Source organism: Bacillus sp. Marseille-Q1617 (assembly GCF_903645295.1).
In the GTDB taxonomy this organism is placed as follows: domain Bacteria; phylum Bacillota; class Bacilli; order Bacillales; family Bacillaceae_B; genus Rossellomorea.
In genome coordinates this window covers 837,067-861,231 of sequence record NZ_CAHJXM010000002.1, presented here as the reverse complement: position 1 = coordinate 861,231, position 24,165 = coordinate 837,067, and the positions used below count along the sequence as shown (strand labels likewise).

The following is a 24,165-nucleotide window of genomic DNA, read 5'->3' as shown; positions in this document are numbered from 1 at the left end:
TGAGTAATGTAAGTGCTCCATCACGATCTGTAGCTCCCCATCATAGAGTATCCCCTATAATGACAGTGTTACCCTTCTTCAAGATAACCCCAGCACATATGCTTCTGACAAACATATCTGCTTCGGCAAAGGTTCCCTTTCATCTGTTGTCTCAGTTGTCATCCTCAAACAGCTTACTCTTGAACCCTGCACCTCTACCCCATCGGATTGATGATGTGGTTATGATATTAAAATTTCCTTTCTTAATATATCAAACTATCACTTTTTTGACAACTTTTTTATTGGGAAAGTGCGAGTACATGTTTTTCCATTCTTGATTACCGCAGTTGATTTCCGTGCAAGACTTCGCTTTTCGCGGGTGACCTGTGAGCCTCCTCGGCTTCGCCTGCGGGAAGAAAAGCGGAAGGGCTTTGTTCAGAGGCGTGTGGCATAAGGCGAATCGGCCACGAAGGCGTTCTTTGCCTTCTTGGACGAGTTGACTTATGACATGTGCCTCTAAGCCCTGGAGCTGGACAGGTCTCACATTGGCCACTTCTCCCGCAGGAGTCTTCGTCTTGCACTCCAACCAACTGCTGGAGCCAGCTATAATAGTATCTATACAAAAGAGTAGATGGTGATATCATAACACCTGAATCAATTCGTCGGGATTTCAATCGATGGTGATGTACCGTCGCCGCTGTTGTTGAAGAACTGAGGTACATCAAGGTGGACGGTATCCATGGCGATGAGTACATCCTGTTTGATGGTTTCTGTTTTGGTTGCAAACGGGATGATGATCTGGACATTGACGGTCAGGGTCACATAGACTTTGACCAGGGCATTGTTTATCCCGAACTCTTCTACTGTATGTTTAATGTCCGAACGCACGTCCCCAATTGAATGGAACCTGATCGGGACTTTAGGTCCCAAGTTCCCGAGTAAGGCGTTATTCGTAGCTTGACCAAGAGGAACAGAATACACGATTCCTTCATCCGCTTTTGTGCCTTCCTCGTCGATTTCTATGTCCGTGATGTATTCCAGATTTTCGATATTCCCTTTTTCAGCTTCCTTTAAATATAGTTGGACTAAATTAGTGATTTCTCCCTGAACGCGGTTGATGTTCTGTGTATTGAAACTGAGAGAGACCACCTCCCCTTCTGCATTTTTGACTTCTTCCGTTATTTCCTCTAACTCAATGGATCCTGCCACCTTTTTGTTGATCGCTTTATTGATGACCATCGTACCGATTCTGCTCGTTTGCGTTTCTGCATAAGCAAGCAGGGTTGGCTTCAAGCCCAGGTTTACGATCCAGAGACCCGCCCCTGTGGAAAAGATAAAGAAAACGATGGTGATGATCATCACGTGGCGAAAAGGCAGCGGTCCTCCTCTTCGGGGTTTGTGTGTTTTAAACTTTGACAAAAAAATCCCCCCTTACAAGCTATTCTTATGCTCTTTAAGGAGGGTTTAACGCAAAAATTTATTTTATTTTAGCGGCTGCCGGTTCATATTCGGCATCAAAACCGATGATGACTTTATCAAGCTCGCTCTGTAAGTCCAATTCATATGGAGAATAAAGCTCTTCCCCGTCTTCTTCTATCACCCGGATGACAGGCCTGTCCGTCAGTCCTTTATTCTGACCGGTGACAATCCCTTTTTTTCCGTCATTCAATTCAACAACCATCCCGTTCGGATAAATGGCGACGGATCTCCTGAACGCTTCTATGACATTCATGTCAAATAAGGAACCCGATCCCGCGTAAAGGATTTCCAGCGCTTCATGTGGAAGCATCGCTTTTCGGTACACGCGATTGGATGTCATCGCATCAAAGACATCTGCCACTGCAATGATCTTAGCGAAAGGATGTATATCATCCCCTTTTAGGCCCCGGGGATATCCTGAGCCGTCCAATCTTTCATGATGCTGATAGGCACAGTGAGCCACCAATAGAGATACAGACTGAAGTTTTCTAAGAATATCAAATCCGTGCTCGGTATGTTTCTTGACTTCCATGAACTCATCTTCTGTAAGTTTTCCCGGTTTCATAAGAATGTCTTCAGATACCAGCATCTTGCCAACATCATGAAGAATCGCTCCTATCCCTAGTTCCTCCAGCTGTTTTTGGGAAAGATTCAGTTCGATCCCAATCGAGAGTGTATATAACGTTACATTGAAAGAATGATGAAATACATAAGAATCATAGGCAAAGACGTCTGTAAGTACGGTCAGCAGCTCGTCATTCCCCTTGACTTCCTTTAAGACAACGTCGATAATCTGTTTCAGTTGTTTCGCGCTGTCCGCCAGTACAAGTAAATTCTGGGGCATTTTTGCTTCATTGATCCGGCTGAATACTTCTTCAATACCGGCAACCGCTTCATGTCGTACTTTGCTCGGTACAGACTCGGTGACTTTAATACCATTAGACAGGGAATCTTCAATATAGACATACTGAATATTAAGCTCCTGCAAACGGTAAATCATCCGTTCCGTGATCGCAACATTTTGCTGGATCAGCGCATGACCCCTTACATTATATACAGTTGTCGCCATAACCATTCCCGGCCTCAAAGCCCTAGTTGATATCAGCCTCATAGAATTCTCCTATGTAATTCCTTCATTTTTCGACATATTTTACTAGTACCTCCATTATAATGGATAAAAAAGGCGTTGCAAGCTGTATTTAAGCAAAACATGGTAAATATTCATGAAAGAATATTAAGGGGGAGTAAAGGTGGAAGATGTCTAAGCAGTTTGAGGGGTTTTTTGAGGTGAGCCTTATAGGGATGATTTAAAAAATCTCGGGACAAAACTAAAAAGCCAAGCTAATGATAACGGGTTCTGTTTTGGAGTACAAAATTGCAATCTACACCGCAAAATGTGGTAGTAATTGCAGATGTATTTACATCTAATCTTACCCGACAAAGTGAACAAAAGCGGAACCCCTCGAGCCAGATGAAAGAATCGGTAACATTGGATGATTACATAAGGGGAGAAATTTCCCTTAATGAAGAAATGGAACTGAAAACAGTAAAAATAAAGGGAAGTTTTACTTCTATTTACTTGAAAAACTTTAAAATTGGGGATCTGTGCAAGATTAGAAGGAATTTTTCCCCTTATTTCCCCCTATCCAAGCGAGCTTCAGCAGATTAACGGAAAAAATTCCCCTTATATATATCTTTAGTTACTCTATAAAGGATAAGGTATTATGTGCATCCAAAGAGCGAGCGTGAGGAGGAGGCTCATGGGCTACCCGCGTAAAGCGAAGTCTTGCACGGAAATCAATATCGGTATTATGAGTCTAAACTGAGATTACTTTTGTACGGGCCTCTTCAGGAACAAAATAAGCATAGGAACTCCCAGTCCATCCCATCCTTATCATTAATAATTATTCAAATGAATTATTTAATACCCACGCTTTCTTTAATGTCTCTGTGGCAATGTAGTCTACGTTCAGCATATCTTCAGTCTTTTCTTTCAACTCTTTCCCTTCCTTCTCTGAGAACGTCCTTTTATCCAGAATGGTGTCATAAAAATCAGTGATGTCCTTCATCAAGTTAGCGGATTCCTTTTTTGCGGTACCCGTATTGATTAGTTGCTCCATTCTTTCAAATGGCAGACCATACCTCTCATTCTTGTATCCGAATAATTCAATTATTGCATGGTGAAACTTCAAGCTATGTATATAATCCTTTACTTCAACCAAGAATTTACTTACTGTCAGGGTCTCAGTAATAAGCATTTTTGTTCTAAATGTAAAATACAAAATTTCATAGAGCTTTAAAACCTCAAGCGTCAGTTGAGCATCCTGAATGATTTCATCCCGGTCGCCAAGAACGACAAATTCACTGATGTCGTGACTGACATTGAAGAGTGATTTTTTATAAAACATCACGGCACGTAAACGATGTTGCTGTATGATCATTTCAGGGCTCACTCCGACCACACGGGAGCGTTTAGTAAAAATTGCATCATTTGAATTCCAAGTTTCTCATGCATATGAACAACTCCATAAAGAATTATTTACCACCATTCTACATAAGAAAAGACGGAGCTTCCATAACAGCGGAAAATAATAACTGAATCATGAAGAATAATAAGAAAGGCATCACTACTTTTATAAGAAAAAAAGCTTCCATGCACACAGCACAGAAGCGATCATCCCATCAAGGTTTACAGCATTTTCAGTAATGCATCGCGACCGATCATACCCGGACTTATTCCGCGGTTTTCCGCTTCAATCGTCACCGATTCCAAGGGAGCATCCAGTAGCTGGTCGATCGTTTTGACTCCCACGGCTCTGCCGGCAATGATTCCTCTGTCACTTAATTTTTCGTTGAGTAAAGCAACATCGAGTGCCCCGCACATAATATATCCCTTATCGCTCGTCACAACGAGCAGGTTGGTTTTCGGCAACGCAACAGAAATAGCTAAAAAGGTATGTCCTTGAATGGTAATCGGAGAAAGGTTCATCATTCTGCATCACTCCTCTCAACTCATATGTATGAAAGGAGCCGAAGAACGGTGAAACATTTACTGACCCAATTTCCAGGCTAGGACATCCCTCAGAAACTCCGGCATGAAGTATTTTTTCTCCAATCTCTGTAGATCCGGGAAGAAGTGTCCGAATGTAAACATATCAGGGATTGCAAGCTTATATGTTTTTTGGGGATGTATCGCTTCCCCTTTGATAAACATGCTTTGTGTATCTTCTTCAAATGCAATGTCGGTATACACAAATTCACCCATGATTTTCCCCCTGAAGCCGAGCCCTTTCAGCTGCAAATGCGGCCATTCTTCATTATGCGTCTGTTTGATGATTTCCTTCAGCTCTGCCCCTGAAAGCTCGATCAGACAAGGGTTGATCGGGTGAGGAAGAATACGGTGGAGGTCCTGCTTGGTCACAGGACCTTCATTCAGCCCTTCTATGAGGAGTCCCGCATTCAGGAATGAACAGTCCGCCTTGCACCACTCTCTCAAAGCATCACTCAAAAGCTGTGGAAGCGGTGATTCTTTAAACCACTCAGCCGTCAATGGCTGGGACAGATTTGCAACTTCTGTCCCCAGCATGCTTTCTCCTTCTTTATACCACTTCAGCTTCTCTTCTTCTTCACGATCCGAATGAGGCAGATCGTCATGTGCATACAGCTGTGCTTTTTTTGACAATATGTTCTTAGCTGCAGGATCCACTTCAATCATCACATGACCGACATAATTTCCGAACTTCCCTGCGGCCCCGAGCATGACCCCATTTATTTCTTTTCCTTCATGCAAAATGTGATGGGTATGCGCACCCAGGATCACGTCTATTTCCGGGAAGGACTCTGCAATGAGTTCATCATCCCTTATTCCCAAGTGGGATAAGAGCACCACTATATCCGCTTCACTTTTCACCTGTTCCACCTGCTTCTTCAGCTCTTCAAGCGGAGGAGTGATATTCCAGCCCAGCGCTCTGTAAAAAGGGAAGAAATGGGCGGTAAGACCGAGAACTGCGACCTTCAATCCTGAGTTTGTTTCATAGATATGATGAGTCTTGAGCCAATCTGGAATCTTCTTTTCCCGGTTTAACAGGTTACCAACAATCACTTGGAATTCTGCTTTTTGATACAGTGTATTTAAATCCCCATAATCCAAGGTGATGCCTTCGTTATTCCCGATCGTCACTGCGTCGTAACCCGCTTCATTTAATAAACCGACATTTCCCTTGCCCAATGTAGCTTCCGTATAAGGGTGCCAGCGGTCTACGTGATCACCGATATCAAAGAGGAATACATCTTCCCCCTCATTGCCATGCCACGCCTTCCTTTTTTGCAGAAAATCCCGTATTCTCGACCAATGCTCAAAATGACTGTGAAGGTCGTTTGTATGATAGATATGAATGATTTCTTTCATTGTGCTCTCACTCTCCCGATGGAGGTTATCCCGTTATGCTTTGGTAAATCAAGCGTATTCCAATTAAGATCAGTATAATGCGCAGTACGCTCACCAGTGCTTTTGATTCAAGCTTGGTATTTAAAAATGATCCCAGTTTAGCCCCGAACCATGCCCCGGGAATCAAAGCCAGCGCATACAGCCATTTAACGTTTCCGAGTGCCACATGCGTCCCGGAACTCACCAGTGCCGACATAAAGACCATGAACATGGACGTCGCTACGGCTACATGAGGCGGAAACAGAAAGATCAGAATCATCGCAGGCACCATCAGCGATCCACCGCCGATGCCAAACAGCCCTGAAGTGAACCCGACCACAAGAGCAATCAATGCCCCTATAATAGGCGGATAGCCATATCGGAAGGTTTCCCCGCTTGGATCGGTGAATTCCCTTTGAAAGGAGGCCGTTTTGAACTTTTCAATAGGTTTCAGCTTATTCCGTACCATCAGGATGATCGCCATGAATATCATAAAAATACCGAAATAAAGATTGAAATCTTCCATATTCAAATATTTATTTACCCATGCGCCGATAATCGATCCCGGCCCGGCACCCGCGAAGAAAATCAACCCGCTCTTATAATCGACTGTCTTATGTTTTAGATAAGAAAGAGTCGACGACAACCCGGTGAATATCATGACCATCAACGAAGTGCCGACAGCCGTTTGAGGTGTGATGTTTTCAAGCCAGCCTGTATATGTACCAAAATAGATCAGTGCGGGAACCACAATCACACCGCCGCCGAGTCCCACAAGAGAGCCGACTGTCCCTGCAAATAATCCAATGCAAATTAATACGATCCATTCCACTAACCTTCATCTCCAATTCTTATTGAAGAAAACGTAATTTCTCCATGTCCTTTATATCATCCTACTCCTGGAATAAATCCAGCTGCTTCGGTGCAAGGCCCTTGTATTCAATCCCGAGCATGTCAATCAGCTGTTTGGCATTGTCCGCAGCGTCCCCGCCGGAATTGTTATTAAAAAGGACATACACGTTTTTTGATTCCCTGTGAAGCTTATGAATATGAGGAATCCACTCTTTTAATTCTGCTTCATTATATCGATATAAATACCGTACTTCACGCCATTCATCTCCGCTGCCGGTTTTGTTCCATCCATGGACGTTACGGCCATGAAAACGAATAAGGGTCGCATCTTCATGGGTTGCCTTCAATACTCTCGGTATCGACCCGTCCCCGGCCTGGGGCTCATCACATACACTGTGAATCCATCCCTGTTCTTCCATGAAGGTGAGTGTCTTATCTTTATACTGCGGTCTGTACCAGCTCTGATGACGAAACTCGAGCGCCAGCGGCAAGTCGTTTAACTGTTCCTTACAGTACCTGATATAGGCGACATTGTCACGCGAGCAGTCAAACCAAGGCGGAAACTGTAAAAGGACCATCGCCAGTTTATCACCTTCCAGATACGGCGAAAGTGAATCCTTAAAAGCATTGAACATTTCTTCTTTCGTCTCAAAAGGAATGTCCCCTCGCTGGTGGCCGGTCATGCCTTGATAGGCCTTCACAATAAATTTAAAATGCTCCGGTGTCTCCTTCACCCATTTCTCGGCATTGCGGATCGGCTGGACAGCATAAAAGCTCGCGTCCACTTCCACAACCGGAAAATGCGCACCATACTCTTTCAGCTTATCGCGAGGAGAAACATTTTCATAAAGAGAATCATGGTCCCCCCAGCCCGTCACTCCTATATAAATCATCCGTATTCACCTTCTTTACTAATGATGAACTTCTTTTGGCTTTCATTTTATCATAAGAGGCATGTGGATTCGTAGTGATAGGTTCTGTTGAGGTGATCATAACCAATCCTAAATCAAATAAAACAAACCCCTTCTGCCGGGGCAAAAGGGGTTTATATTATCTATGATTATCCAATTGAACCTTCCATCTCGAATTTGATCAGGCGGTTCATTTCAACTGCGTATTCCATTGGAAGTTCTTTCGTGAATGGCTCGATGAAGCCCATTACGATCATTTCTGTTGCTTCTTCCTCTGAAATTCCGCGGCTCATCAGATAGAATAATTGTTCTTCTGAAACCTTGGATACTTTCGCTTCGTGTTCAAGCGAAATGTTATCGTTTAGGATTTCGTTATAAGGGATCGTATCGGAAGTGGACTGATTATCCATGATCAGCGTATCACACTCGATGTTTGAGCGTGCACCTTCCGCTTTGCGTCCGAAGTGAACGATACCGCGGTATGTTACTTTACCGCCGTGCTTGGAGATCGACTTCGATACGATCGTTGAAGAAGTGTTCGGTGCCAAGTGAATCATCTTAGCCCCTGCATCCTGGTGCTGACCCTTACCTGCAAGTGCGATGGAAAGTGTCATACCGCGAGCGCCTTCTCCTTTAAGGATGACAGCCGGATATTTCATCGTCAGTTTGGATCCGATATTTCCGTCTACCCATTCCATTGTTGCGTTTGCCTCACACACAGCACGCTTCGTGACCAGGTTGAATACGTTGTTCGCCCAGTTTTGAATCGTTGTGTAACGGCAGTACGCATCTTTTTTGATGATGATTTCAACAACTGCAGAGTGAAGGGAATTCGTCGTATACACCGGAGCCGTACAACCCTCTACATAGTGTACGCTTGCGCCTTCATCCACGATGATCAATGTACGTTCGAACTGACCCATGTTCTCAGAGTTGATGCGGAAGTACGCTTGAAGCGGCGTATCGACCTTCACACCTTTAGGAACATAGATGAACGATCCGCCGGACCATACCGCTGAGTTCAGTGCAGCAAATTTGTTGTCCGTCGGAGGAATGACTTTTGCCCAGTGCTCACGGAAAATATCTTCGTTTTCTTTAAGGGCAGAATCTGTATCCTTGAATACGATTCCCATATTTTCAAGATCTTCCTGCATGTTGTGGTAAACGACCTCAGATTCGTACTGAGCAGATACCCCTGCAAGATACTTTTGCTCAGCTTCAGGAATACCCAGTTTATCAAACGTCTGCTTGATTTCCTCAGGTACTTCATCCCAGCTGCGCTCTGACTTCTCAGAAGGCTTTACGTAGTACGTAATGTCATCGAAGTTCAGTTCTTGTAAGTCTCCGCCCCATTGTGGCATTGACATGTTATAAAAATGGTCAAGCGACTTCAAACGGAAATCAAGCATCCATTGAGGCTCTTCCTTCATGCGGGAGATTTCTTCAACAATCTCACGCGTTAAACCACGTTTTGAACGGAAAATTGAGACGTCTTTATCACTAAATCCGTACTTATAATCCCCGATCTCAGGCATTTTCTTTGCCATGTTGATTCCTCCATTCTTTGATAGAGTGTCGGGAGAAGAGCTTATTCCTCCTGCTCTTCTCCTTTTACTCCTTTTTCCATCGCTTTCCACGCCAGTGTCGCACATTTAATGCGGGCAGGGAATTTAGCGACTCCTTGAAGTGCTTCAATATCTCCTAAATCCACATCTTCATCATATTCGTTACCTTGCATCATATCAGAAAAAATCTTCGAAAGCTTAAGTGCTTCATCGATTTCTTTACCTTTTACGATTTGTGTCATCATGGATGCAGATGCCATCGAGATTGAACACCCTTCGCCGTCGAACTTTGCATCCTGAACGACGCCATCCTCCACTTTCAATGTCAAGTGGATGCGGTCGCCGCAGGTCGGATTATTCATATCGATCGTAAAGCTGCCATCTTCTAAAGACCCTTTATTGCGGGGGTTTTTATAATGGTCCATGATGACTTGTCTGTACAGCTGATCTAAGTTATTAAAAGACATCGCTGAAAAACTCCTTTGTCTTCACCAGGCCTGCAACAAGTTTATCAATATCTTCTTCTGTATTATACAGGTAGAAGCTGGCACGTGCAGTTGCCGAGACATTCAGCCATTTCATCAGCGGCTGCGCACAATGGTGACCGGCACGGACAGCGATTCCTTCTGCATCCAATACAGTCGCAACATCATGAGGATGGACATCATCAATGTTGAAGGTAACAAGTCCGGCACGCTGGCCTGGATCTTTGGGACCGTAGATGGTCATTCCTTCAACACTATTCATTTTATCCAGTGCATAAGCCGCAAGCTTGTGCTCATATGCCTCGATATTGTCCAGTCCGATATCTTCGAGAAAATCAATCGCTGCCCCGAGTCCAATCGCGCCTGCAATGATCGGCGTACCGCCTTCGAACTTCCAAGGAAGCTCTTTCCAAGTGGATTCCTGGAGCCCGACGAAATCAATCATCTCTCCGCCAAACTCGACCGGTTCCATCTTGTTCAGATGCTTTTTCTTACCGTAAAGAACACCGATTCCGGTAGGCCCAACCATTTTATGGCCCGAGAAAGCGAAGAAATCACAGTCAAGATCCTGAACGTCGATCTTCATATGGGGAGCAGCCTGCGCCCCGTCCACCACCATCACTGCACCGTGATCATGTGCAATTTGCGTGATTTCCTTGATCGGGTTCATCGTACCAAGCACGTTCGATACCATCATGATTGAAACAATCTTCGTTTGGGCTGTAACGGTTTCTTTTACATCTTCAAGGGTGATCGTTCCATCCTCTTGAAGAGGAACATATTTCAATACGGCACCTGTTTCCTTTGCAAGCTGCTGCCAAGGAATGATATTACTGTGGTGCTCCATATGAGTGATGACGATCTCGTCGCCTTCATTCAGATTTGCACGCCCGTAGCTTGCCGCCACTGTATTGATCGCGGTTGTCGTGCCGCGTGTAAAGATGACTTCTTGTGTAGACGAAGCGTTGATGAATGTACGAACCTTTTCACGGGCTCCTTCATAGCCATCCGTCGCTCGTGTCCCCAGCGTGTGTACACCGCGGTGAACGTTCGAGTTATAGCCGCGATAATAATCATTGATCGCTTCAATGACGGGAATCGGTTTTTGCGAAGTCGCCGCGCTGTCTAAATAAACGAGTGGATGTCCGTTGACTTCCTGGTCGAGAATCGGAAAATGCTTACGAATCTCTTTAACATCCATTAGTTTACTTTCCTTTCGATTACCTCGACAAGCTGTTTCTTGACTCCTTCGATAGGCAATTGGTTCACCACAGGAGCAAGGAAACCGTGAATAACAAGGCGTTCAGCCTCTTTTTGCGGAATACCGCGGCTCATCAAGTAGTAAAGCTGAAGCGGATCAACGCGGCCAACTGATGCTGCGTGTCCTGCTGTTACATCATCTTCATCGATCAGAAGGATCGGGTTTGCATCCCCTCGTGCTTTTTCGCTCAGCATCAATACGCGTGATTCCTGCTCTGCATTCGACTTTGACGCACCGTGTTCGATTTTGCCGATTCCGTTAAAGATGGAAGAAGCTTCATCTTTCATGACACCATGCTTAAGGATGTAACCTTCAGAGTTTTTACCGAAGTGAACAACCTTCGTCGTAAAGTTTTGCTTCTGTTTGCCTCTTCCGACAACAACCGTTTTTGTGTCAGCAAAAGAACCGTCACCCATCAGGTTCGTTACGTTTTCAGAAACAGTGTCTCCGTCATTCATAAGCCCTAGTGCCCATTCGATGCGGGCATCTCTTGCTGCAACACCGCGGCGGTTCACGTAAGTCGTCAAGCCGCTTGCAAGATTGTCCACTGCACCGTATGCCACTTTGGCATTATTGTTCGCCACTACTTCCGTTACGATATTGTATATGCCGTCTTCAACATCCGTTGTAGAAATATAGTTTTCTACATACGTCACTGAGCTGTTATCTTCCGCCACAACCAATACGTGGTTGAACATGGCAACTTCAGCGTTGTCGTGAACATAAACTGCTTGAATCGGATCAGCCAATTCTACGTTCTTTGGAATGTAAAGGAACGCTCCGCCATTCATCAATGCTGCATGAAGTGCTGTAAGCTTGTGCTCATCCGTTTTCACGCCTTCTGTCATGAAATACTTTTGAACAATTTCGCTGTGCTCTTTCACTGCTGTAAAGATATCTGTGAAAATGACACCCTTATCCTTTAATTCGCTGGATAGTGAAAGATATGCAGGTGTATTGTTTCTTTGGATATATAAGCTTTGATCTTTGCTTTCTAAGTCAACTAGTGCTTTTGCTTCTTCTGGCAGCTCACTCAATGAGGAAAACGAATCACTTTCAACCGAATGCTTCTGGAAAGAAGTGAAATTCCAGTTCGTGATTTTCGTTTTATCAGCAACCGGTAGGCTAAGATCCTTCATTTTGTTAAAGGCATCTGTACGAAGGGTTGTTAACCATTCTGGCTCTCCAAGCTGCTTTGAGAAGGAGCTGACATAGTCCTGATCTACTGATAGTTTCGTTTCTACAGTCATTATTATCCCCCTAACACTTACGCTTCTTGGCCAACAGTTTCGTCTTTGATTCCTAACTCTTCCTTGATCCAGTCATACCCTTCCGCCTCAAGACGCTGAGCTAATTCTGCTCCGCCTGATTTTACAATGCGGCCCTGCATCATCACGTGGACATGATCCGGTGTGATGTAGTTAAGAAGACGCTGATAGTGAGTGATGATCAAGCAGCCGAAATCTTCTCCGCGCATTTTGTTGATTCCTTTGGAAACAACTTTAAGGGCATCGATATCAAGGCCTGAATCAATCTCATCAAGGATTGCGATCTTTGGCTGAAGAAGCATCAATTGAAGAATTTCATTACGTTTCTTCTCACCGCCGGAGAAACCTTCGTTCAGGTAACGCTGTGCCATATCCGGATCCATTTCAAGATATTCCATTTCAGAATCCATTTTGCGGATGAATTTCATTAGTGAAATCTCATCGCCTTCTTCGCGGCGGCTGTTGATTGCAGAACGTAAAAAGTCAGCATTTGTTACACCGCTGATTTCACTTGGGTACTGCATAGCAAGGAATAGACCTACTCGTGCACGCTCGTCTACTTCCATTTCAAGCACGTCTTCACCGTCAAACGTAATGCTTCCTTTAGTGACTTCATACTTAGGGTGACCCATGATCGCAGAAGATAAAGTAGATTTACCTGTACCATTTGGTCCCATTACTGCGTGGATTTCTCCACCTTTAATTTCAAGGTTAACCCCTTTAAGGATTTCCTTTCCTTCAATCTCAACATGAAGATCTTTAATTGTTAAAGTAGAACCTGCCATGTGTATATACCTCCGTGACTTTATAAAATGAATGTAAGAGATTCCTCCCTTACTCATTCTCAATTTATTATCATTACAATCTTATAACAAATAAAAGGTATTATCAACTTTTTCAGAATCAGCGGCCAAGGTTAATCCGGCATGTAAATCCTTCTCTATTGTTTGCTGAAAACCACATAAAAATGTAGGGACTGCCATGAAAGAGCCTGTCCAGGTTTCTTCCTATATAAATAGGAAGAAATTACATGATAATCCGTTGGCTATTATTCTTTGTGGATCCCTGACACCGCTGTTGATTTCCCGCAAGACTGTGATTTGCCAGTGATGCGTGAAGTTCCAATTATTACGTTACATTCATGAAAAAAACCAGTGTCTGAATCAACACTGGTTTTCCTTTGCATCTATTATATATTAGCATGCACTTTTCTATCAAGTGCCGCAATCATTCTTCGACTTTCCTTGTAGTCCTGCTCTCTTTGCTTCTCTACTTGCATCCTCACTGCATGCTTTCGTTTGTACACCTCGTATCCAATTCCATGGGCACTATGCATCGCCTTTTCCATTTCACTTGTGTACGACAAACCCTCAAGAGAGTCGATAATGAATCATTCCTTTCAAATTTTATATTCATAACTATACTACCCCCTCCTGCTGAACACAAAACCCGTATTTCTTCATTTTTTCTAAAAAATCATATTCAGAAGATTTTTACAGCAGGGTATTATTAAGTTTTCATAAAATTCCGCCATTATACTAGCAAATAATAGGTAAGTTAGTAAATATCCAGATGCTTGTATAAAAATAAAGCGCTTACATTGAACAAATCGTCAAAAAGGACACGCAGACTTGATCCTCTGATGTACCTCCAAGTCCATTTTATTTATGTTCCACTTTCTCACGTTTCCGTTCCATTTTTTAAAAATCGAACCAAATAATGATTAATCAATCCTCTTTTCGAAAATACATGCCACTTTTTACATTTACGTGCAACTTGTCAAATAACCTTTATGCAGCCGGAGACAGCAGCCTGTATCTTCCACATCCCCTGCATGCCAAACTTTTTACCCTCATGAACTAAAGTCCTATATATAATAGAAGAAACTAAAAAGCGGAAGGGCTTCGATCCATGCCCTTCCGCTTTCTGAGTTATTGTTTAAGCTGGTTCAGTTCCTGCACGGATTGCTGTACCAGGGTGACAGCCTGGCTCATGGCTGCCCCGCCGCCGAATGCCGCGGTGACTCCAACGGCTTCAAGGATTTCCTGTTCAGAGCATCCTTCATCGATGCATCCCTTTGTGTGGTAGATGATGCAGTATTCATCCTGTGAATAGAGGCTGATTCCAAGGGCGATCAACTGCTTTTCTTTTGTAGTAAGGACACCCTCCCTGAAACAGTGCTCTGTGAATGTATTATAATGCTGTGCAAGCTCAGGCATTTTTTCCGTGAAGATCCCAAGCCCCATTTTATAGTCATGAAGTGCCGCTTCGGTTGTATTTCTAGGTTCCATTTGCATCCTGTTCAACTCCATTTTCGATTTAGATTCATCGAAGATAGTATGAGCCAATCAGGAATGGATTATGTCCGAAATTTATTCATAAAAGAAACCCGATGAAGTCATCGGGTTTCGTTAAACTTATTCTTCTGAAACAGGAACAACCGCCCCGTCCCACTCTTTATTGATGAAATCCTGGATTTCTTTTGAGCGCAGAGCTTTGACGAGTTCTTTCACTTCTTCTTTATCTTCGTCTCCTTTGTTGACAGTGATGACATTCACATATGGAGAATCAGTATCTTCGATGGCAATTGAATCTTCAAGCGGCTTCAGGCCGGCATCGATGGCATAGTTGGAGTTGATGACCACGGCATCGCCTTCTTCATTTTCGTACATTTGCGGAAGCATACCCGCTTCATATTCATAATCAAATTTCAGGTTTCTTGGGTTTTCCTCTATATCTTCAATTTGAGCCTGTGTATTTTCGACTCCATCCTTCAATGTGATGAGCCCTTTCTTTTCCAATAAGCTTAGGATGCGTCCGTGATCGGAAACAGAGTTACTCATCAAAATCGTTGCCCCTTCCGGAAGGTCCTCCAGGGATTTATACTTCTTGGAGTAAACGCCGATCGGCTCGATATGGATGCCGCCCGCATTGACGAAATCATACCCCTCATTATCCTTCATTTGAAGCTCCATGTAAGGGATCGTCTGGAAATAGTTGGCGTCGATGTCGCCGTTATCTAGATCCTTGTTAGGAAGGATATAATCCTGATACGTCTCGATTTGAAGATCGATTCCCTTCTCTTCCAGGATCGGCTTTACCTGTTCAAGGATTTCAGCGTGCGGTACATTCGAAGCACCCACTACCAGTTCCTTTTCATCGCTTCCCGCTCCTGAATCATTTCCGCAAGCGGCCAATCCAAAAATACTTGCTGCTGCTACTGCTCCTGCTAACCATTTTTTCATGTTGTTCTCTCCTTTTAGCGTTTATCTAATTTTTTTGTAAAGAAATCACCAATGAATTGAATTCCGAACACGATCACGAGGATCATGATCGTAGATGCCAGAGTGACATCATCCCTGCTGCGCTGGAAACCGTCCAGGTAAGCAAGGTTCCCAAGTCCCCCTGCCCCTATGACCCCTGCCATAGCGGTATATCCGACAAGGGCGATGGCCGTCACCGTAATACCCGATATGAGCGCCGGCATCGATTCCGGAATGAGCACTTTGATTATGATTGTACTTGTCTTAGCGCCCATTGCCTTTGCTGCTTCAATGACGCCTTTGTTTACTTCCCTCAGGGCGATTTCGACCATTCTGGCGTAAAACGGCGCAGCCCCGATAATGAGTGCCGGCAGAGCTGCATTTGCACCGCGGATTGTATCAAGCAAGAACTTCGTGAACGGGATCAGCAAGACGATCAAGATGATGAACGGGATCGACCTGAATACATTCACGACAGCGCTTGTTACAGTGTAAGTGAGTTTGTTTTCCCAAAGATTTTCTTTGGATGTCAAAAATAAAAGGATCCCGAGAATGATACCCAATACAAACGTGATAAGGACGGACATCCCCGTCATATAAAGGGTTTCCAGTGTTGCTTCCCAGAGCTTTTCCCAATCGACATTCGGAAAGATCGTTTCGATCATCCTGCCATCACCTCCACTTTCACCAACTGGCTTTCGGCAAACGCAAGGGCTTCTTTAAGCTGGGATTCCGCTCCGTCCAGATGAACGAACAATGTGCCGTATGCACCTTTTTGTGTCTGGGATATTTGCCCCTGAAGGATATTCACTTCAAGGTCGAATTTTCTGATCAGGGAGGTGATCAGCGGCTGCCCGGTCGATTCACCCACGAACGTAAATTTCAAGACCTTCCCTGTCGAGTAATCTTGGATGAGCTGTTCAATCACTTCATCCGAATCTTGATCCTGAGACACTTCCTTCACAAACCTTTTTGTCACCTGCTGCTGAGGATTCCGGAATACTTCGAGCACATCCCCGAGTTCAGCAACCTTCCCATTTTCCATTACGGCTACACGATGACAGATTTTTTTGATGACGTGCATTTCATGCGTGATCAGGACGATGGTCAGTCCCAGGCGCTTGTTGATATCCACAAGCAGATCAAGGATGGAATCGGTTGTCTGGGGATCAAGTGCAGATGTCGCTTCGTCACACAGAAGTACACTCGGGTTGTTCGCAAGTGCCCTTGCGATGCCGACACGCTGCTTCTGGCCGCCGCTCAGCTGCGCAGGATACGAATCCCCTCTCCCTTCAAGGCCGACAAGAGCCAGCAGTTCATTTGCCCTTTTATTTCTTTCTTTTTTAGGAACACCTGCTATCTCCAAGGGGAACTGAATATTTTCAATGACAGTCCTTGACCATAACAGATTGAAATGTTGAAAAATCATGCCTATCGATTGTCTTGCCTCGCGGAGCTTTTTACCTCTAATCGTAGATACTGCCTGACCGCCCACGTTAATAGCACCTTCAGTCGGGACCTCAAGTCCGTTGAGCATCCGGATCAGCGTACTTTTACCGGCACCGCTATAGCCGATCACCCCGAATATTTCACCTTCCTTAACGGAAAGGTTCACTCCGTCCACTGCAGAAATCGGGCCTGATTTCGATTGATATATTTTCTTCACGTCTGAGATGGTAATCATGATGTCGGTCACCTTCCTTCTTCTTGAGTAAAACGATCGTTCTAATATGAATTAATACTTCTCTTATTGCCCACAGTCTAGGTATGAGGGCAATAAAAAAACCTTCCCGCAGATAAGCAGAAAGGCATAATCATATGATTATCCTTCCTCTTATCTGTCAAAGCATAGCTTTGAGTGAATTGGCACCATTTCAATAAAATTGACGGTTGCCGGGCTTCATAGGGCACGTCCCTCCACCACTCTAAATAAGAGTAAGTCTAAATATATTAAGTTAATATGTGTAAAGTCTCAGAAAATTTGCTACAAAAGTGATTTTATCACCACATATAAAGGGTGTCAATTCTTTTTTTTCAGAAGATTAGAGTAATCACTAAATTTCCACAGTCTCTTTTATGATGGGTCTTGTCAACCACAACACAGACTCCACGAACAACAGCGGGCGGTAACCACCGCGAACAGATAATTGATTGTTTTCAACCATCCGCGATAAAAGCTCATCCCCTTTTAAAACACGTGTAATCATTTCCTTATTTCCATCGATAAAAAATTGAGGTTCAGATTTCATACTGTCTTCCATAATAAAGCACTCATTATTTGATAGAGAAATGGTGTAGCGCTGATTTTCACATTCGAAGGCAAGAATAAATGGATCTGAAGGAAATAACAGCTGCAGATGGTACTTGGCATGACATTGTTCAATTAACGTCTCTAAATGATTTCTCATAAATACCCTCCCGCGAATCTTCTTACTACTTAATTCTACATTTGGATATTCTATCCTTTTTCAGTTGCTCGACATGATTTTGAAGTAATAATGAATCACTGTCGAAATAGATAATATTGAATATTCAGAATATAAATTCCGAGCAATTTCTCTTCATTTCCCAAGAAATATGTCCTAGTTTGTAGAAAGGTTTTCAGGGTTGAGCAGCTACATTGGACACCTATATTAAAGTGATAGCGAAAATGACAAAATAAAAAGACCTTTATCCATTAAAGGTCTCTGTTTTCTTCAACATTTCATATAGATAGGGCACAGATTGAAAGGCATAAATCCTTTCCTTCTCTTCAGAATTTTTATATAGGATCAAACATGGCACACTTTCAATCACCTGTTCTTCTGCAAACTGTGGTAAGTAATTCAAATTGACTTTTTCAAAATGAAAGGACTGCGGAAGCTTTTTCACGACTTCCATCATTTTGCCTGCTACCTGGCATGTCCCACACATAGGGGTGTAGAGATAAACGGCCGAAAGTTCATGTGTGTTTATTGAATCATAAAGCGCACTTGTACTACTTACCTCATTCAACGTTAACTCATCCTTTTTTCCAGAAATTCCGTGTGTATATCAATATTGGCGCCAATCAGTACAGAAGCCAAATGATATTCAGGTGCAGATGCCACTTCTTTATACATCCGGTCGATATATAAGTGCTCTGCCTCGGGAAACTCACGCTTGAATTGTTTTCGAAGCTTTTCTCCTGCATGGTCGGCATCCACCAGTATATAAACATCTCTCTGTTCCAGCGAATCAATCAGTTCGTCCATTTTTGTAATGCTGATGGTTCCATTTGTACAGATAATCTCAATGGGTTCTTTAATGATCCCTTCTACCTTTCGTTTATCTGTTGTACCTTCTACGATGATTACTTTTTCATCACCAAATTCCAACATTGTCATCACCTTATCTTTCAAAAATAAGATTAGGATAGTATATTCAATTAATTAGAGATGATGTCCGCTACTTACTTATATCTTCTCATTTTTTTTTGGAAATAGAAAGAAAAAAGGCTGAACTCCGCTGTTGATTTCCGTGCAAGACTTCGCTTTCCGCGGGTAGCCCGTGAGCCTCCTCGTCACTCCGTTCCTGCGGGTTAGAAAAGCGGAGGGGCTTTGAAGAGAGGCGGGGGGGATAAGGCGAATCGGCCGTGAAGGCGTTTTTTGCCTTCTTGGACGAGTTGACTTATGACATGTGCCTCTAAGCCCCGGAGCTGGACACGTCTCACATTAGCTATTTTTCCCGCAGGAGTCTTCGTCTTGCACTCCAATCAACCGCTGGAACAGGCTTAAATCTTTTTCATTAAAATAAAGCGTATTAAATATATCTTACCAACTCAATACCTTGCATTAGCATTAAAACAGGCAAAAGGGTGCCGGCTTTCCATGAGGAGAAGTCTGGCACCCTTTCAAGTGAAACTTAACACCAGCCGCCTTCGTCACAGTCAGTATATCGTGCATCGGTTCCTTCTGTGGCGGTGTAGTTTTGGAAAATTTTATTTTCTTTCGCTTCAAAATCAGGTTCCATGGCGATCCCTTCAAGAGGCACAGCCATTCTGCCGATCGGCTGATTATCAAGATACAATTCCAACTCTCCATTTTTCAGTTTTCCAGTCACACGGTCTGTGACATCCAGTTTCTTTGGTTCAAGAGTCATAGGGGTCATCCTTTCTTTAATGGCATCTACCATTAGAATGCCCCAAATGAAAAACAAAACACCTTGAGAATATACTCAAGGTGTTCCCGGGTATTAACCTTCGTTAATCATTTCTTCATATTGTTCTGCTGTCATCAGCTTGTCCACTTCTCCAGCATCAGTTGGTTCAACAACGATCATCCAAGCTTTTTCATAAGGAGACTCGTTAACAAACTCAGGGCTGTCAGCAAGATCTTCATTTACTTCAACGACTTTACCTGAAACCGGTGCGTACAGTTCTGAAACAGTTTTAACTGATTCAACGCTTCCGAATGGCTCGTCAGCCTTAACTTCGTCGCCTACTTCAGGCAGCTCCACGAATACGATATCGCCAAGTTCAGATTGTGCAAATGCAGTAATTCCAATACGTACGTTTTCCCCTTCTGTTTTGACCCATTCATGTTCTTCAGAATAGCGAAGATCTTTCGGTGTACTCATTTCAAATCCCTCCAAATACTTGGTATACAACCTAATATTGACACACTCTTTTATAAAAAAGCAAGAAAACAAAGTGTTTCCTTTGAAACTTTTTATAAGCCGTTTAAGGGGCTTCCATTAGCTGGTTACACGAAATGGAATGTACCCTCATTTCCAGGTGTCTTCAAACGTTTCTTCTTTGAATCCGACCGTCACCTTGGAACCATCTGTTGTGATCGGACGTTTAATGAGCATGCCGTCTGAAGACAGGATCTCAAGGAGTTCTTCATCAGGGGCATCGTTCACCTTATCCTTCAATCCAAGTTCACGATACTTTTTCCCGCTGGTATTGAAAAACTTTTTCAGCGGCAGACCGCTTTTTTCATAAAGGCTTTTCAGCTCGTCCTTGGACGGGGGATTTTCAACGATATGTATTTCATTAAAATCTGCGTTATTGTCTTCAAGCCACTTCTTTGCTTTCCGGCACGTTCCGCATTTTGGATATGAATAAAAAGACAATGACATGTTACCACCACCTTTCGATTTGGTTGTCAGCATATATCATTCAATATTAAAAAGTAGGGAACTGGATATATCACCGTTCCCTGGTTTAAGGATTTTACCTATTAGACTAATTTCGACAGCCTTCGTTATTTTCCTTCTTTTACAGAAGGTTTATTCACAGTGATTTTCTATTGTCCCCACCAGTTGCTTTAGAAGTTCAACCGCATGATCAAGTTCTAAAGAATAGAAACGCTGTGTCCCTTTCTGCTCAAGGGAGACGAGCTGCTGATCTCTCAATATTTTCAAATGGTGGGAGACCGCCGGACGGGATAGAGTTAGATGCTCAGTGATTTGATTGACCGTAAGCGGTTCTTTTTCAGCAAGAAGGACAATGATGTCCTGCCGATACGGATCACTTAATGCTTGAAATAAAGGAGTACAAGCACGGAATGTATCAATGGCTTTTTGCCCCATAATATTCTCCCTTCTACTTCATTCACTTTTATTATATCCGTTCCTGGACTTTGCGGACAATCTTTGTGACCAGTTTACGCGGCATGAATCGAATGGACCCGGCGAGCACTCTATTTTTCATCCCTGGTATGATCACTACCTTCTTTTGATGGGCCATCTGCTTATAGGCTTCTTCTACTACTTCTTCAACAGTCATGACGCCCGACTGGAAGAGTCTTGATTCCTGAAGTTCGGCTGCATCACTGAACCCTGTTTTAGTAGCTCCCGGACATAGTGCCATCACCTGCACTCCGTATTCCTCCCATTCATTCGCAAGTGCCTCTGATAATGAAAGGACGTACGCTTTCGTGGCATAGTATACGGACATTAATGGTCCCGGCTGGAAGGCTGCAGTGGAAGCCACGTTCAATATTTGTCCCTTCTTCCGATTCACCATTTCCTTTCCAAAATACTTGCTAAGCTCGGTCAAGGCTGTAATGTTTACTTGAATCATATCCTTTTCTTTCTCAATCTCAGTCTGTTCAAATTCACCGAACAATCCAAACCCGGCATTGTTAATGAGAATATCAACTTCGATGTCATTTGACGTAACTTGTTCATAAATGAAACGGGATGCTCCCGTCTCGGCTAGATCAGCTTTGATAACATGTGCTTTGATCTTGTATTTCCCTTCTAATTCTGCAGCAAGAGAATGCAGCTTCTCCTCACTTCTCGCCACGAGGACCACGTTATGGCCCGCTTGAGCAAATTTATGACTAAAATGAAGCCCTATTCCACTTGATGCCCCTGTGATCAGTACGGTTTTGTTTTTCATATATATTTTCCACCTTATTTCGTTATGTTTAAACGCTTAAACGTTTAAGTGTTTAAACATATAATAATTTATACTTAGGGATACGTCAAGAGAACGGATATTGAGTGCGTACACCAGCTGCTATAGTAGAATTTGACCGGTTGATTGAATCAATGGGGTTTGTGAGGGAATGATGAGGCGGTGTGACGGAATTATTTAAATGTATGATTGAATTATTTATATTGGTGACGTAATTAATTCAATAGTTGACTGGATTACTATCTCTCCCTCAAGATAATGACCCCAAAAACAAAAAACAGACCCCCAAACGGAGGTCCGTTCCTTTCACCAAAAAGTCACTTATCAAACAACATACTTCTCAGCATCAATCAGCTTTTCAGATGCTTCACGCTTAACCGCGATCACATTGATCGGTGTGTGGCGCGTGAATTTGCGGAGCGCTGAAAGCATCATACGTAGAGTGTCACCCTGCTCTGTTGCCACAAGCGTTTCTTTTGCATGCGCTTCGATTTCATTGAACGCTTCCTGACAGAAGATTTGCGTATAAAGAAGTTTTTGCTTCGCTTTTTCAGCTCCGCCCTTCTCAAGCGCTTTTTCTGTACGAAGGACGACAGATTCCATTGCATATGCATTCGATACGATATCTGCAATGTTCACAAGGATTTCCTGCTCTTTTTCGAGTGCCTTTCCGAACTTCTGAGCAGCTAATCCTGCAAGCATCAGACCGATTTTCTTCGCGTTTTTCACAAGATATTTTTCCTGTGCCAATGGCTCGTCGCTAACTTCTTCTGGCATAAGCATCATCAGTTCTTCCTGAAGAGCCTGTGCTTTCTGAAGGAGCGGCAGTTCACCTTTCATTGCTTTACGAAGATATGTCCCCGGTACAAGAAGGCGGTTGATTTCATTCGTGCCTTCGAAGATACGGTTGATGCGTGAATCGCGGTACATTCTTTCAATCTCATATTCCTGCATGAATCCGTATCCGCCGTGTAGCTGAACGCCTTCGTCAACAACGTAATCCAGGACTTCCGTTGCGAAGAATTTATTCAATGAACATTCGATTGCATATTCGGCGATTGATTTTGCTACTTCGGTTCCGTTCTTGACTTCTTCATCGGTAAGTTTGCTCATGCGGTCCTCGAATAAACCTACTGTACGGTATACGGAGCTTTCAGCTGCATATAGTTTCGCTGCCATCGTCGCCAGTTTTTCTTTCGTCAGGTTGAAAGACGAGATGGATGTCTTGAACTGCTGGCGCTGATTGGTGTATTGAACCGTTACTTCAAACGCACGCTTACTCGCACCGACAGCACCTACACCAAGCTTGTAACGGCCGATATTCAAGATGTTGAAGGCGATGATATGGCCTTTTCCTGCCTGGCCAAGAAGGTTTTCTGCAGGGATTTCAGCATCTTCGAGGATCAATGTTCTGGTTGAAGAACTCTTGATTCCCATTTTCTTTTCTTCAGGTCCTGTAGAAACGCCTGGATAATCTTTTTCAACGATGAACGCCGAGAAATGCTCGCCATCGATTTTCGCATATACCACGAATACATCAGCGAATGCAGAGTTTGTGATCCATTGCTTTTCACCATTTAAAATATAGTGCGTGCCTGCTTCGTTCAGTTTCGCTGTCGTCTTTGCACCCAGAGCATCCGAACCTGAACCCGGCTCTGTTAATGCATATGCGGCAAGTTTTTCACCTGTTGCCAATGCTGGAAGGTACTTTTGCTTTTGGTCTTCGTTACCGAAAAGGACGATTGGAAGTGACCCGATCCCGACATGGGCACCGTGGGAGATGGAGAAACCGCCTGCTCTGGACATTTTTTCTGCGATCAAAGCTGAGCTCACTTTATCCAGGCCGATTCCGCCATACTCTTCAGGAACATCCGCTCCCAAGAGGCCGAGCTCCCCTGCTTCTTTCAATAGACGCACAGAATGATCGAACTCATGGTTTTCAAGATTGTCGATGACAGGTACAACTTCTTTCAGTACGTAGTCTTCAGTCGTTTTCGCGATCATTTTTTGTTCATCGGAGTATTCTTCCGGTGTGAATACTTGATCAAAGCTCACATCTTCAATTAAAAAACTTCCACCCTTAATCAACTTATCTGTTTGATTTGCCATATTTGACATCCCCTTAACGTTTTTTTTATGGAAAGGCTGTGTTCAACACCGCTGTTGATTTCCGTGCAAGACTTCGCTTTCCGCGGGTGACCCGTGAGCCTCCTCGGCTTCGCCTGCGGGGTCTCACATTGGTCACTTCTCCCGCAGGAGTCTTCGTCTTGCACTCCAATCAACAGCTAGAT

25 protein-coding genes and 2 riboswitches are annotated in these 24,165 nt (G+C 43.6%); all 25 genes read right to left on the bottom strand.

Going from position 1 to position 24,165, the window contains the following annotated elements; genetic code table 11:
* Positions 1 to 22 precede the first annotated feature (22 nt).
* Positions 23 to 205: riboswitch (Lysine riboswitch) on the bottom strand.
* A 428-nt stretch (positions 206 to 633) separates the two neighbouring features.
* Complete coding sequence (yunB, locus tag HWX64_RS15655) at positions 634 to 1,398, bottom strand: sporulation protein YunB (protein ID WP_175990456.1); 765 nt, start codon at positions 1,396 to 1,398, stop codon at positions 634 to 636.
* 58 nt (positions 1,399 to 1,456) lie between these two features.
* Complete coding sequence (locus tag HWX64_RS15650) at positions 1,457 to 2,533, bottom strand: HD-GYP domain-containing protein (RefSeq protein WP_254871169.1); 1,077 nt, start codon at positions 2,531 to 2,533, stop codon at positions 1,457 to 1,459.
* 829 nt (positions 2,534 to 3,362) lie between these two features.
* Positions 3,363 to 3,899: a hypothetical protein gene (locus HWX64_RS15645; RefSeq protein ID WP_175990454.1), complete on the bottom strand. Its 537-nt coding sequence runs from the start codon at positions 3,897 to 3,899 to the stop codon at positions 3,363 to 3,365.
* A 248-nt stretch (positions 3,900 to 4,147) separates the two neighbouring features.
* Positions 4,148 to 4,450: a YunC family protein gene (locus tag HWX64_RS15640; protein ID WP_175990453.1), complete on the bottom strand. Its 303-nt coding sequence runs from the start codon at positions 4,448 to 4,450 to the stop codon at positions 4,148 to 4,150.
* A 57-nt stretch (positions 4,451 to 4,507) separates the two neighbouring features.
* Positions 4,508 to 5,866 (bottom strand): bifunctional UDP-sugar hydrolase/5'-nucleotidase, encoded by a 1,359-nt coding sequence (locus HWX64_RS15635; protein WP_175990452.1) that lies wholly within the window; start codon positions 5,864 to 5,866, stop codon positions 4,508 to 4,510.
* A gap of 25 nt (positions 5,867 to 5,891) precedes the next feature.
* Positions 5,892 to 6,716, bottom strand: a complete 825-nt coding sequence (locus HWX64_RS15630) for a sulfite exporter TauE/SafE family protein (protein ID WP_175990451.1) — start codon at positions 6,714 to 6,716, stop codon at positions 5,892 to 5,894.
* A gap of 61 nt (positions 6,717 to 6,777) precedes the next feature.
* A complete protein-coding gene (locus HWX64_RS15625; RefSeq protein WP_175990450.1) occupies positions 6,778 to 7,629 on the bottom strand; it encodes a DUF72 domain-containing protein in 852 nt (283 codons plus the stop codon).
* Between the two features lie 167 nt (positions 7,630 to 7,796).
* The gene (gene sufB / locus HWX64_RS15620; protein ID WP_175990449.1) at positions 7,797 to 9,194 is read right to left on the bottom strand and encodes a Fe-S cluster assembly protein SufB; all 1,398 of its coding nucleotides are present in this window, start codon (positions 9,192 to 9,194) and stop codon (positions 7,797 to 7,799) included.
* Positions 9,195 to 9,235: 41 nt separating this feature from the next.
* The gene (gene sufU, locus HWX64_RS15615) at positions 9,236 to 9,679 is read right to left on the bottom strand and encodes a Fe-S cluster assembly sulfur transfer protein SufU (RefSeq protein WP_175990448.1); all 444 of its coding nucleotides are present in this window, start codon (positions 9,677 to 9,679) and stop codon (positions 9,236 to 9,238) included.
* The gene (locus HWX64_RS15610) at positions 9,669 to 10,898 is read right to left on the bottom strand and encodes a cysteine desulfurase (RefSeq protein WP_175990447.1); all 1,230 of its coding nucleotides are present in this window, start codon (positions 10,896 to 10,898) and stop codon (positions 9,669 to 9,671) included. Before HWX64_RS15610 ends, sufU begins: the two co-directional genes overlap by 11 nt.
* Positions 10,898 to 12,208, bottom strand: a complete 1,311-nt coding sequence (gene sufD, locus HWX64_RS15605; RefSeq protein ID WP_175990446.1) for a Fe-S cluster assembly protein SufD — start codon at positions 12,206 to 12,208, stop codon at positions 10,898 to 10,900. The genes HWX64_RS15610 and sufD overlap by 1 nt, the downstream gene beginning before the upstream one ends.
* A 17-nt stretch (positions 12,209 to 12,225) precedes the next feature.
* Entirely contained in the window at positions 12,226 to 13,011 is a 786-nt protein-coding gene (gene sufC, locus HWX64_RS15600) for a Fe-S cluster assembly ATPase SufC (RefSeq protein ID WP_175990445.1), read from the bottom strand.
* A 1,146-nt stretch (positions 13,012 to 14,157) separates the two neighbouring features.
* Positions 14,158 to 14,523, bottom strand: a complete 366-nt coding sequence (locus HWX64_RS15595) for a carboxymuconolactone decarboxylase family protein (protein ID WP_175990444.1) — start codon at positions 14,521 to 14,523, stop codon at positions 14,158 to 14,160.
* A 120-nt stretch (positions 14,524 to 14,643) separates the two neighbouring features.
* Entirely contained in the window at positions 14,644 to 15,471 is an 828-nt protein-coding gene (locus HWX64_RS15590) for a MetQ/NlpA family ABC transporter substrate-binding protein (RefSeq protein WP_175990443.1), read from the bottom strand.
* Positions 15,472 to 15,485: 14 nt separating this feature from the next.
* Positions 15,486 to 16,154, bottom strand: coding sequence for a methionine ABC transporter permease (locus tag HWX64_RS15585; RefSeq protein WP_175990442.1), 669 nt, complete (start codon positions 16,152 to 16,154; stop codon positions 15,486 to 15,488).
* The gene (locus tag HWX64_RS15580) at positions 16,151 to 17,173 is read right to left on the bottom strand and encodes a methionine ABC transporter ATP-binding protein (RefSeq protein WP_175990441.1); all 1,023 of its coding nucleotides are present in this window, start codon (positions 17,171 to 17,173) and stop codon (positions 16,151 to 16,153) included. The genes HWX64_RS15585 and HWX64_RS15580 overlap by 4 nt, the downstream gene beginning before the upstream one ends.
* 147 nt (positions 17,174 to 17,320) lie before the next feature.
* A riboswitch (SAM riboswitch) is annotated at positions 17,321 to 17,425 on the bottom strand.
* A gap of 118 nt (positions 17,426 to 17,543) precedes the next feature.
* Entirely contained in the window at positions 17,544 to 17,897 is a 354-nt protein-coding gene (locus HWX64_RS15575; RefSeq protein ID WP_175990440.1) for a hypothetical protein, read from the bottom strand.
* 262 nt (positions 17,898 to 18,159) lie between these two features.
* On the bottom strand, positions 18,160 to 18,483 hold the full coding sequence (locus HWX64_RS15570; RefSeq protein WP_254871168.1) for a thioredoxin family protein: 324 nt from the start codon (positions 18,481 to 18,483) through the stop codon (positions 18,160 to 18,162).
* A gap of 2 nt (positions 18,484 to 18,485) precedes the next feature.
* Complete coding sequence (locus tag HWX64_RS15565; RefSeq protein ID WP_175990439.1) at positions 18,486 to 18,848, bottom strand: toprim domain-containing protein; 363 nt, start codon at positions 18,846 to 18,848, stop codon at positions 18,486 to 18,488.
* Positions 18,849 to 19,371: 523 nt separating this feature from the next.
* Positions 19,372 to 19,608, bottom strand: a complete 237-nt coding sequence (locus tag HWX64_RS15560) for a YusG family protein (protein WP_175990438.1) — start codon at positions 19,606 to 19,608, stop codon at positions 19,372 to 19,374.
* Positions 19,609 to 19,701: 93 nt separating this feature from the next.
* Positions 19,702 to 20,085, bottom strand: a complete 384-nt coding sequence (gcvH, locus tag HWX64_RS15555) for a glycine cleavage system protein GcvH (protein WP_175990437.1) — start codon at positions 20,083 to 20,085, stop codon at positions 19,702 to 19,704.
* A 147-nt stretch (positions 20,086 to 20,232) separates the two neighbouring features.
* The gene (locus tag HWX64_RS15550) at positions 20,233 to 20,589 is read right to left on the bottom strand and encodes an arsenate reductase family protein (protein WP_175990436.1); all 357 of its coding nucleotides are present in this window, start codon (positions 20,587 to 20,589) and stop codon (positions 20,233 to 20,235) included.
* 150 nt (positions 20,590 to 20,739) lie between these two features.
* Positions 20,740 to 21,042 carry a metalloregulator ArsR/SmtB family transcription factor gene (locus tag HWX64_RS15545; protein ID WP_175990435.1) on the bottom strand — a complete coding sequence of 101 codons (303 nt, stop codon included), beginning with the start codon at positions 21,040 to 21,042 and terminating at the stop codon, positions 20,740 to 20,742.
* A 31-nt stretch (positions 21,043 to 21,073) separates the two neighbouring features.
* The gene (locus HWX64_RS15540) at positions 21,074 to 21,856 is read right to left on the bottom strand and encodes an SDR family oxidoreductase (protein WP_175990434.1); all 783 of its coding nucleotides are present in this window, start codon (positions 21,854 to 21,856) and stop codon (positions 21,074 to 21,076) included.
* Positions 21,857 to 22,198: 342 nt separating this feature from the next.
* A complete protein-coding gene (locus HWX64_RS15535; protein ID WP_175990433.1) occupies positions 22,199 to 23,983 on the bottom strand; it encodes an acyl-CoA dehydrogenase family protein in 1,785 nt (594 codons plus the stop codon).
* Between the last annotated feature and the right edge of the window lie 182 nt (positions 23,984 to 24,165).

Excerpts from the sequence above, each read along its gene's own strand:
- HWX64_RS15650 (WP_254871169.1), bottom strand. The coding sequence starts at position 2,533 with ATGGTTATGGCGACAACTGTATATAATGTAAGGGGTCATGCGCTGATC.
- HWX64_RS15645 (WP_175990454.1), bottom strand. The coding sequence starts at position 3,899 with ATGATCATACAGCAACATCGTTTACGTGCCGTGATGTTTTATAAAAAA.
- HWX64_RS15640 (WP_175990453.1), bottom strand. The coding sequence starts at position 4,450 with ATGATGAACCTTTCTCCGATTACCATTCAAGGACATACCTTTTTAGCT.
- HWX64_RS15635 (WP_175990452.1), bottom strand. The coding sequence starts at position 5,866 with ATGAAAGAAATCATTCATATCTATCATACAAACGACCTTCACAGTCAT.
- HWX64_RS15625 (WP_175990450.1), bottom strand. The coding sequence starts at position 7,629 with ATGATTTATATAGGAGTGACGGGCTGGGGGGACCATGATTCTCTTTAT.
- sufB (WP_175990449.1), bottom strand. The coding sequence starts at position 9,194 with ATGGCAAAGAAAATGCCTGAGATCGGGGATTATAAGTACGGATTTAGT.
- sufU (WP_175990448.1), bottom strand. The coding sequence starts at position 9,679 with ATGTCTTTTAATAACTTAGATCAGCTGTACAGACAAGTCATCATGGAC.
- HWX64_RS15610 (WP_175990447.1), bottom strand. The coding sequence starts at position 10,898 with ATGGATGTTAAAGAGATTCGTAAGCATTTTCCGATTCTCGACCAGGAA.
- sufD (WP_175990446.1), bottom strand. The coding sequence starts at position 12,208 with ATGACTGTAGAAACGAAACTATCAGTAGATCAGGACTATGTCAGCTCC.
- sufC (WP_175990445.1), bottom strand. The coding sequence starts at position 13,011 with ATGGCAGGTTCTACTTTAACAATTAAAGATCTTCATGTTGAGATTGAA.
- HWX64_RS15595 (WP_175990444.1), bottom strand. The coding sequence starts at position 14,523 with ATGCAAATGGAACCTAGAAATACAACCGAAGCGGCACTTCATGACTAT.
- HWX64_RS15590 (WP_175990443.1), bottom strand. The coding sequence starts at position 15,471 with ATGAAAAAATGGTTAGCAGGAGCAGTAGCAGCAGCAAGTATTTTTGGA.
- HWX64_RS15585 (WP_175990442.1), bottom strand. The coding sequence starts at position 16,154 with ATGATCGAAACGATCTTTCCGAATGTCGATTGGGAAAAGCTCTGGGAA.
- HWX64_RS15580 (WP_175990441.1), bottom strand. The coding sequence starts at position 17,173 with ATGATTACCATCTCAGACGTGAAGAAAATATATCAATCGAAATCAGGC.
- HWX64_RS15575 (WP_175990440.1), bottom strand. The coding sequence starts at position 17,897 with ATGAGAAATCATTTAGAGACGTTAATTGAACAATGTCATGCCAAGTAC.
- HWX64_RS15565 (WP_175990439.1), bottom strand. The coding sequence starts at position 18,848 with ATGTTGGAATTTGGTGATGAAAAAGTAATCATCGTAGAAGGTACAACA.
- HWX64_RS15560 (WP_175990438.1), bottom strand. The coding sequence starts at position 19,608 with ATGACTCTTGAACCAAAGAAACTGGATGTCACAGACCGTGTGACTGGA.
- gcvH (WP_175990437.1), bottom strand. The coding sequence starts at position 20,085 with ATGAGTACACCGAAAGATCTTCGCTATTCTGAAGAACATGAATGGGTC.
- HWX64_RS15550 (WP_175990436.1), bottom strand. The coding sequence starts at position 20,589 with ATGTCATTGTCTTTTTATTCATATCCAAAATGCGGAACGTGCCGGAAA.
- HWX64_RS15545 (WP_175990435.1), bottom strand. The coding sequence starts at position 21,042 with ATGGGGCAAAAAGCCATTGATACATTCCGTGCTTGTACTCCTTTATTT.
- HWX64_RS15540 (WP_175990434.1), bottom strand. The coding sequence starts at position 21,856 with ATGAAAAACAAAACCGTACTGATCACAGGGGCATCAAGTGGAATAGGG.
- HWX64_RS15535 (WP_175990433.1), bottom strand. The coding sequence starts at position 23,983 with ATGGCAAATCAAACAGATAAGTTGATTAAGGGTGGAAGTTTTTTAATT.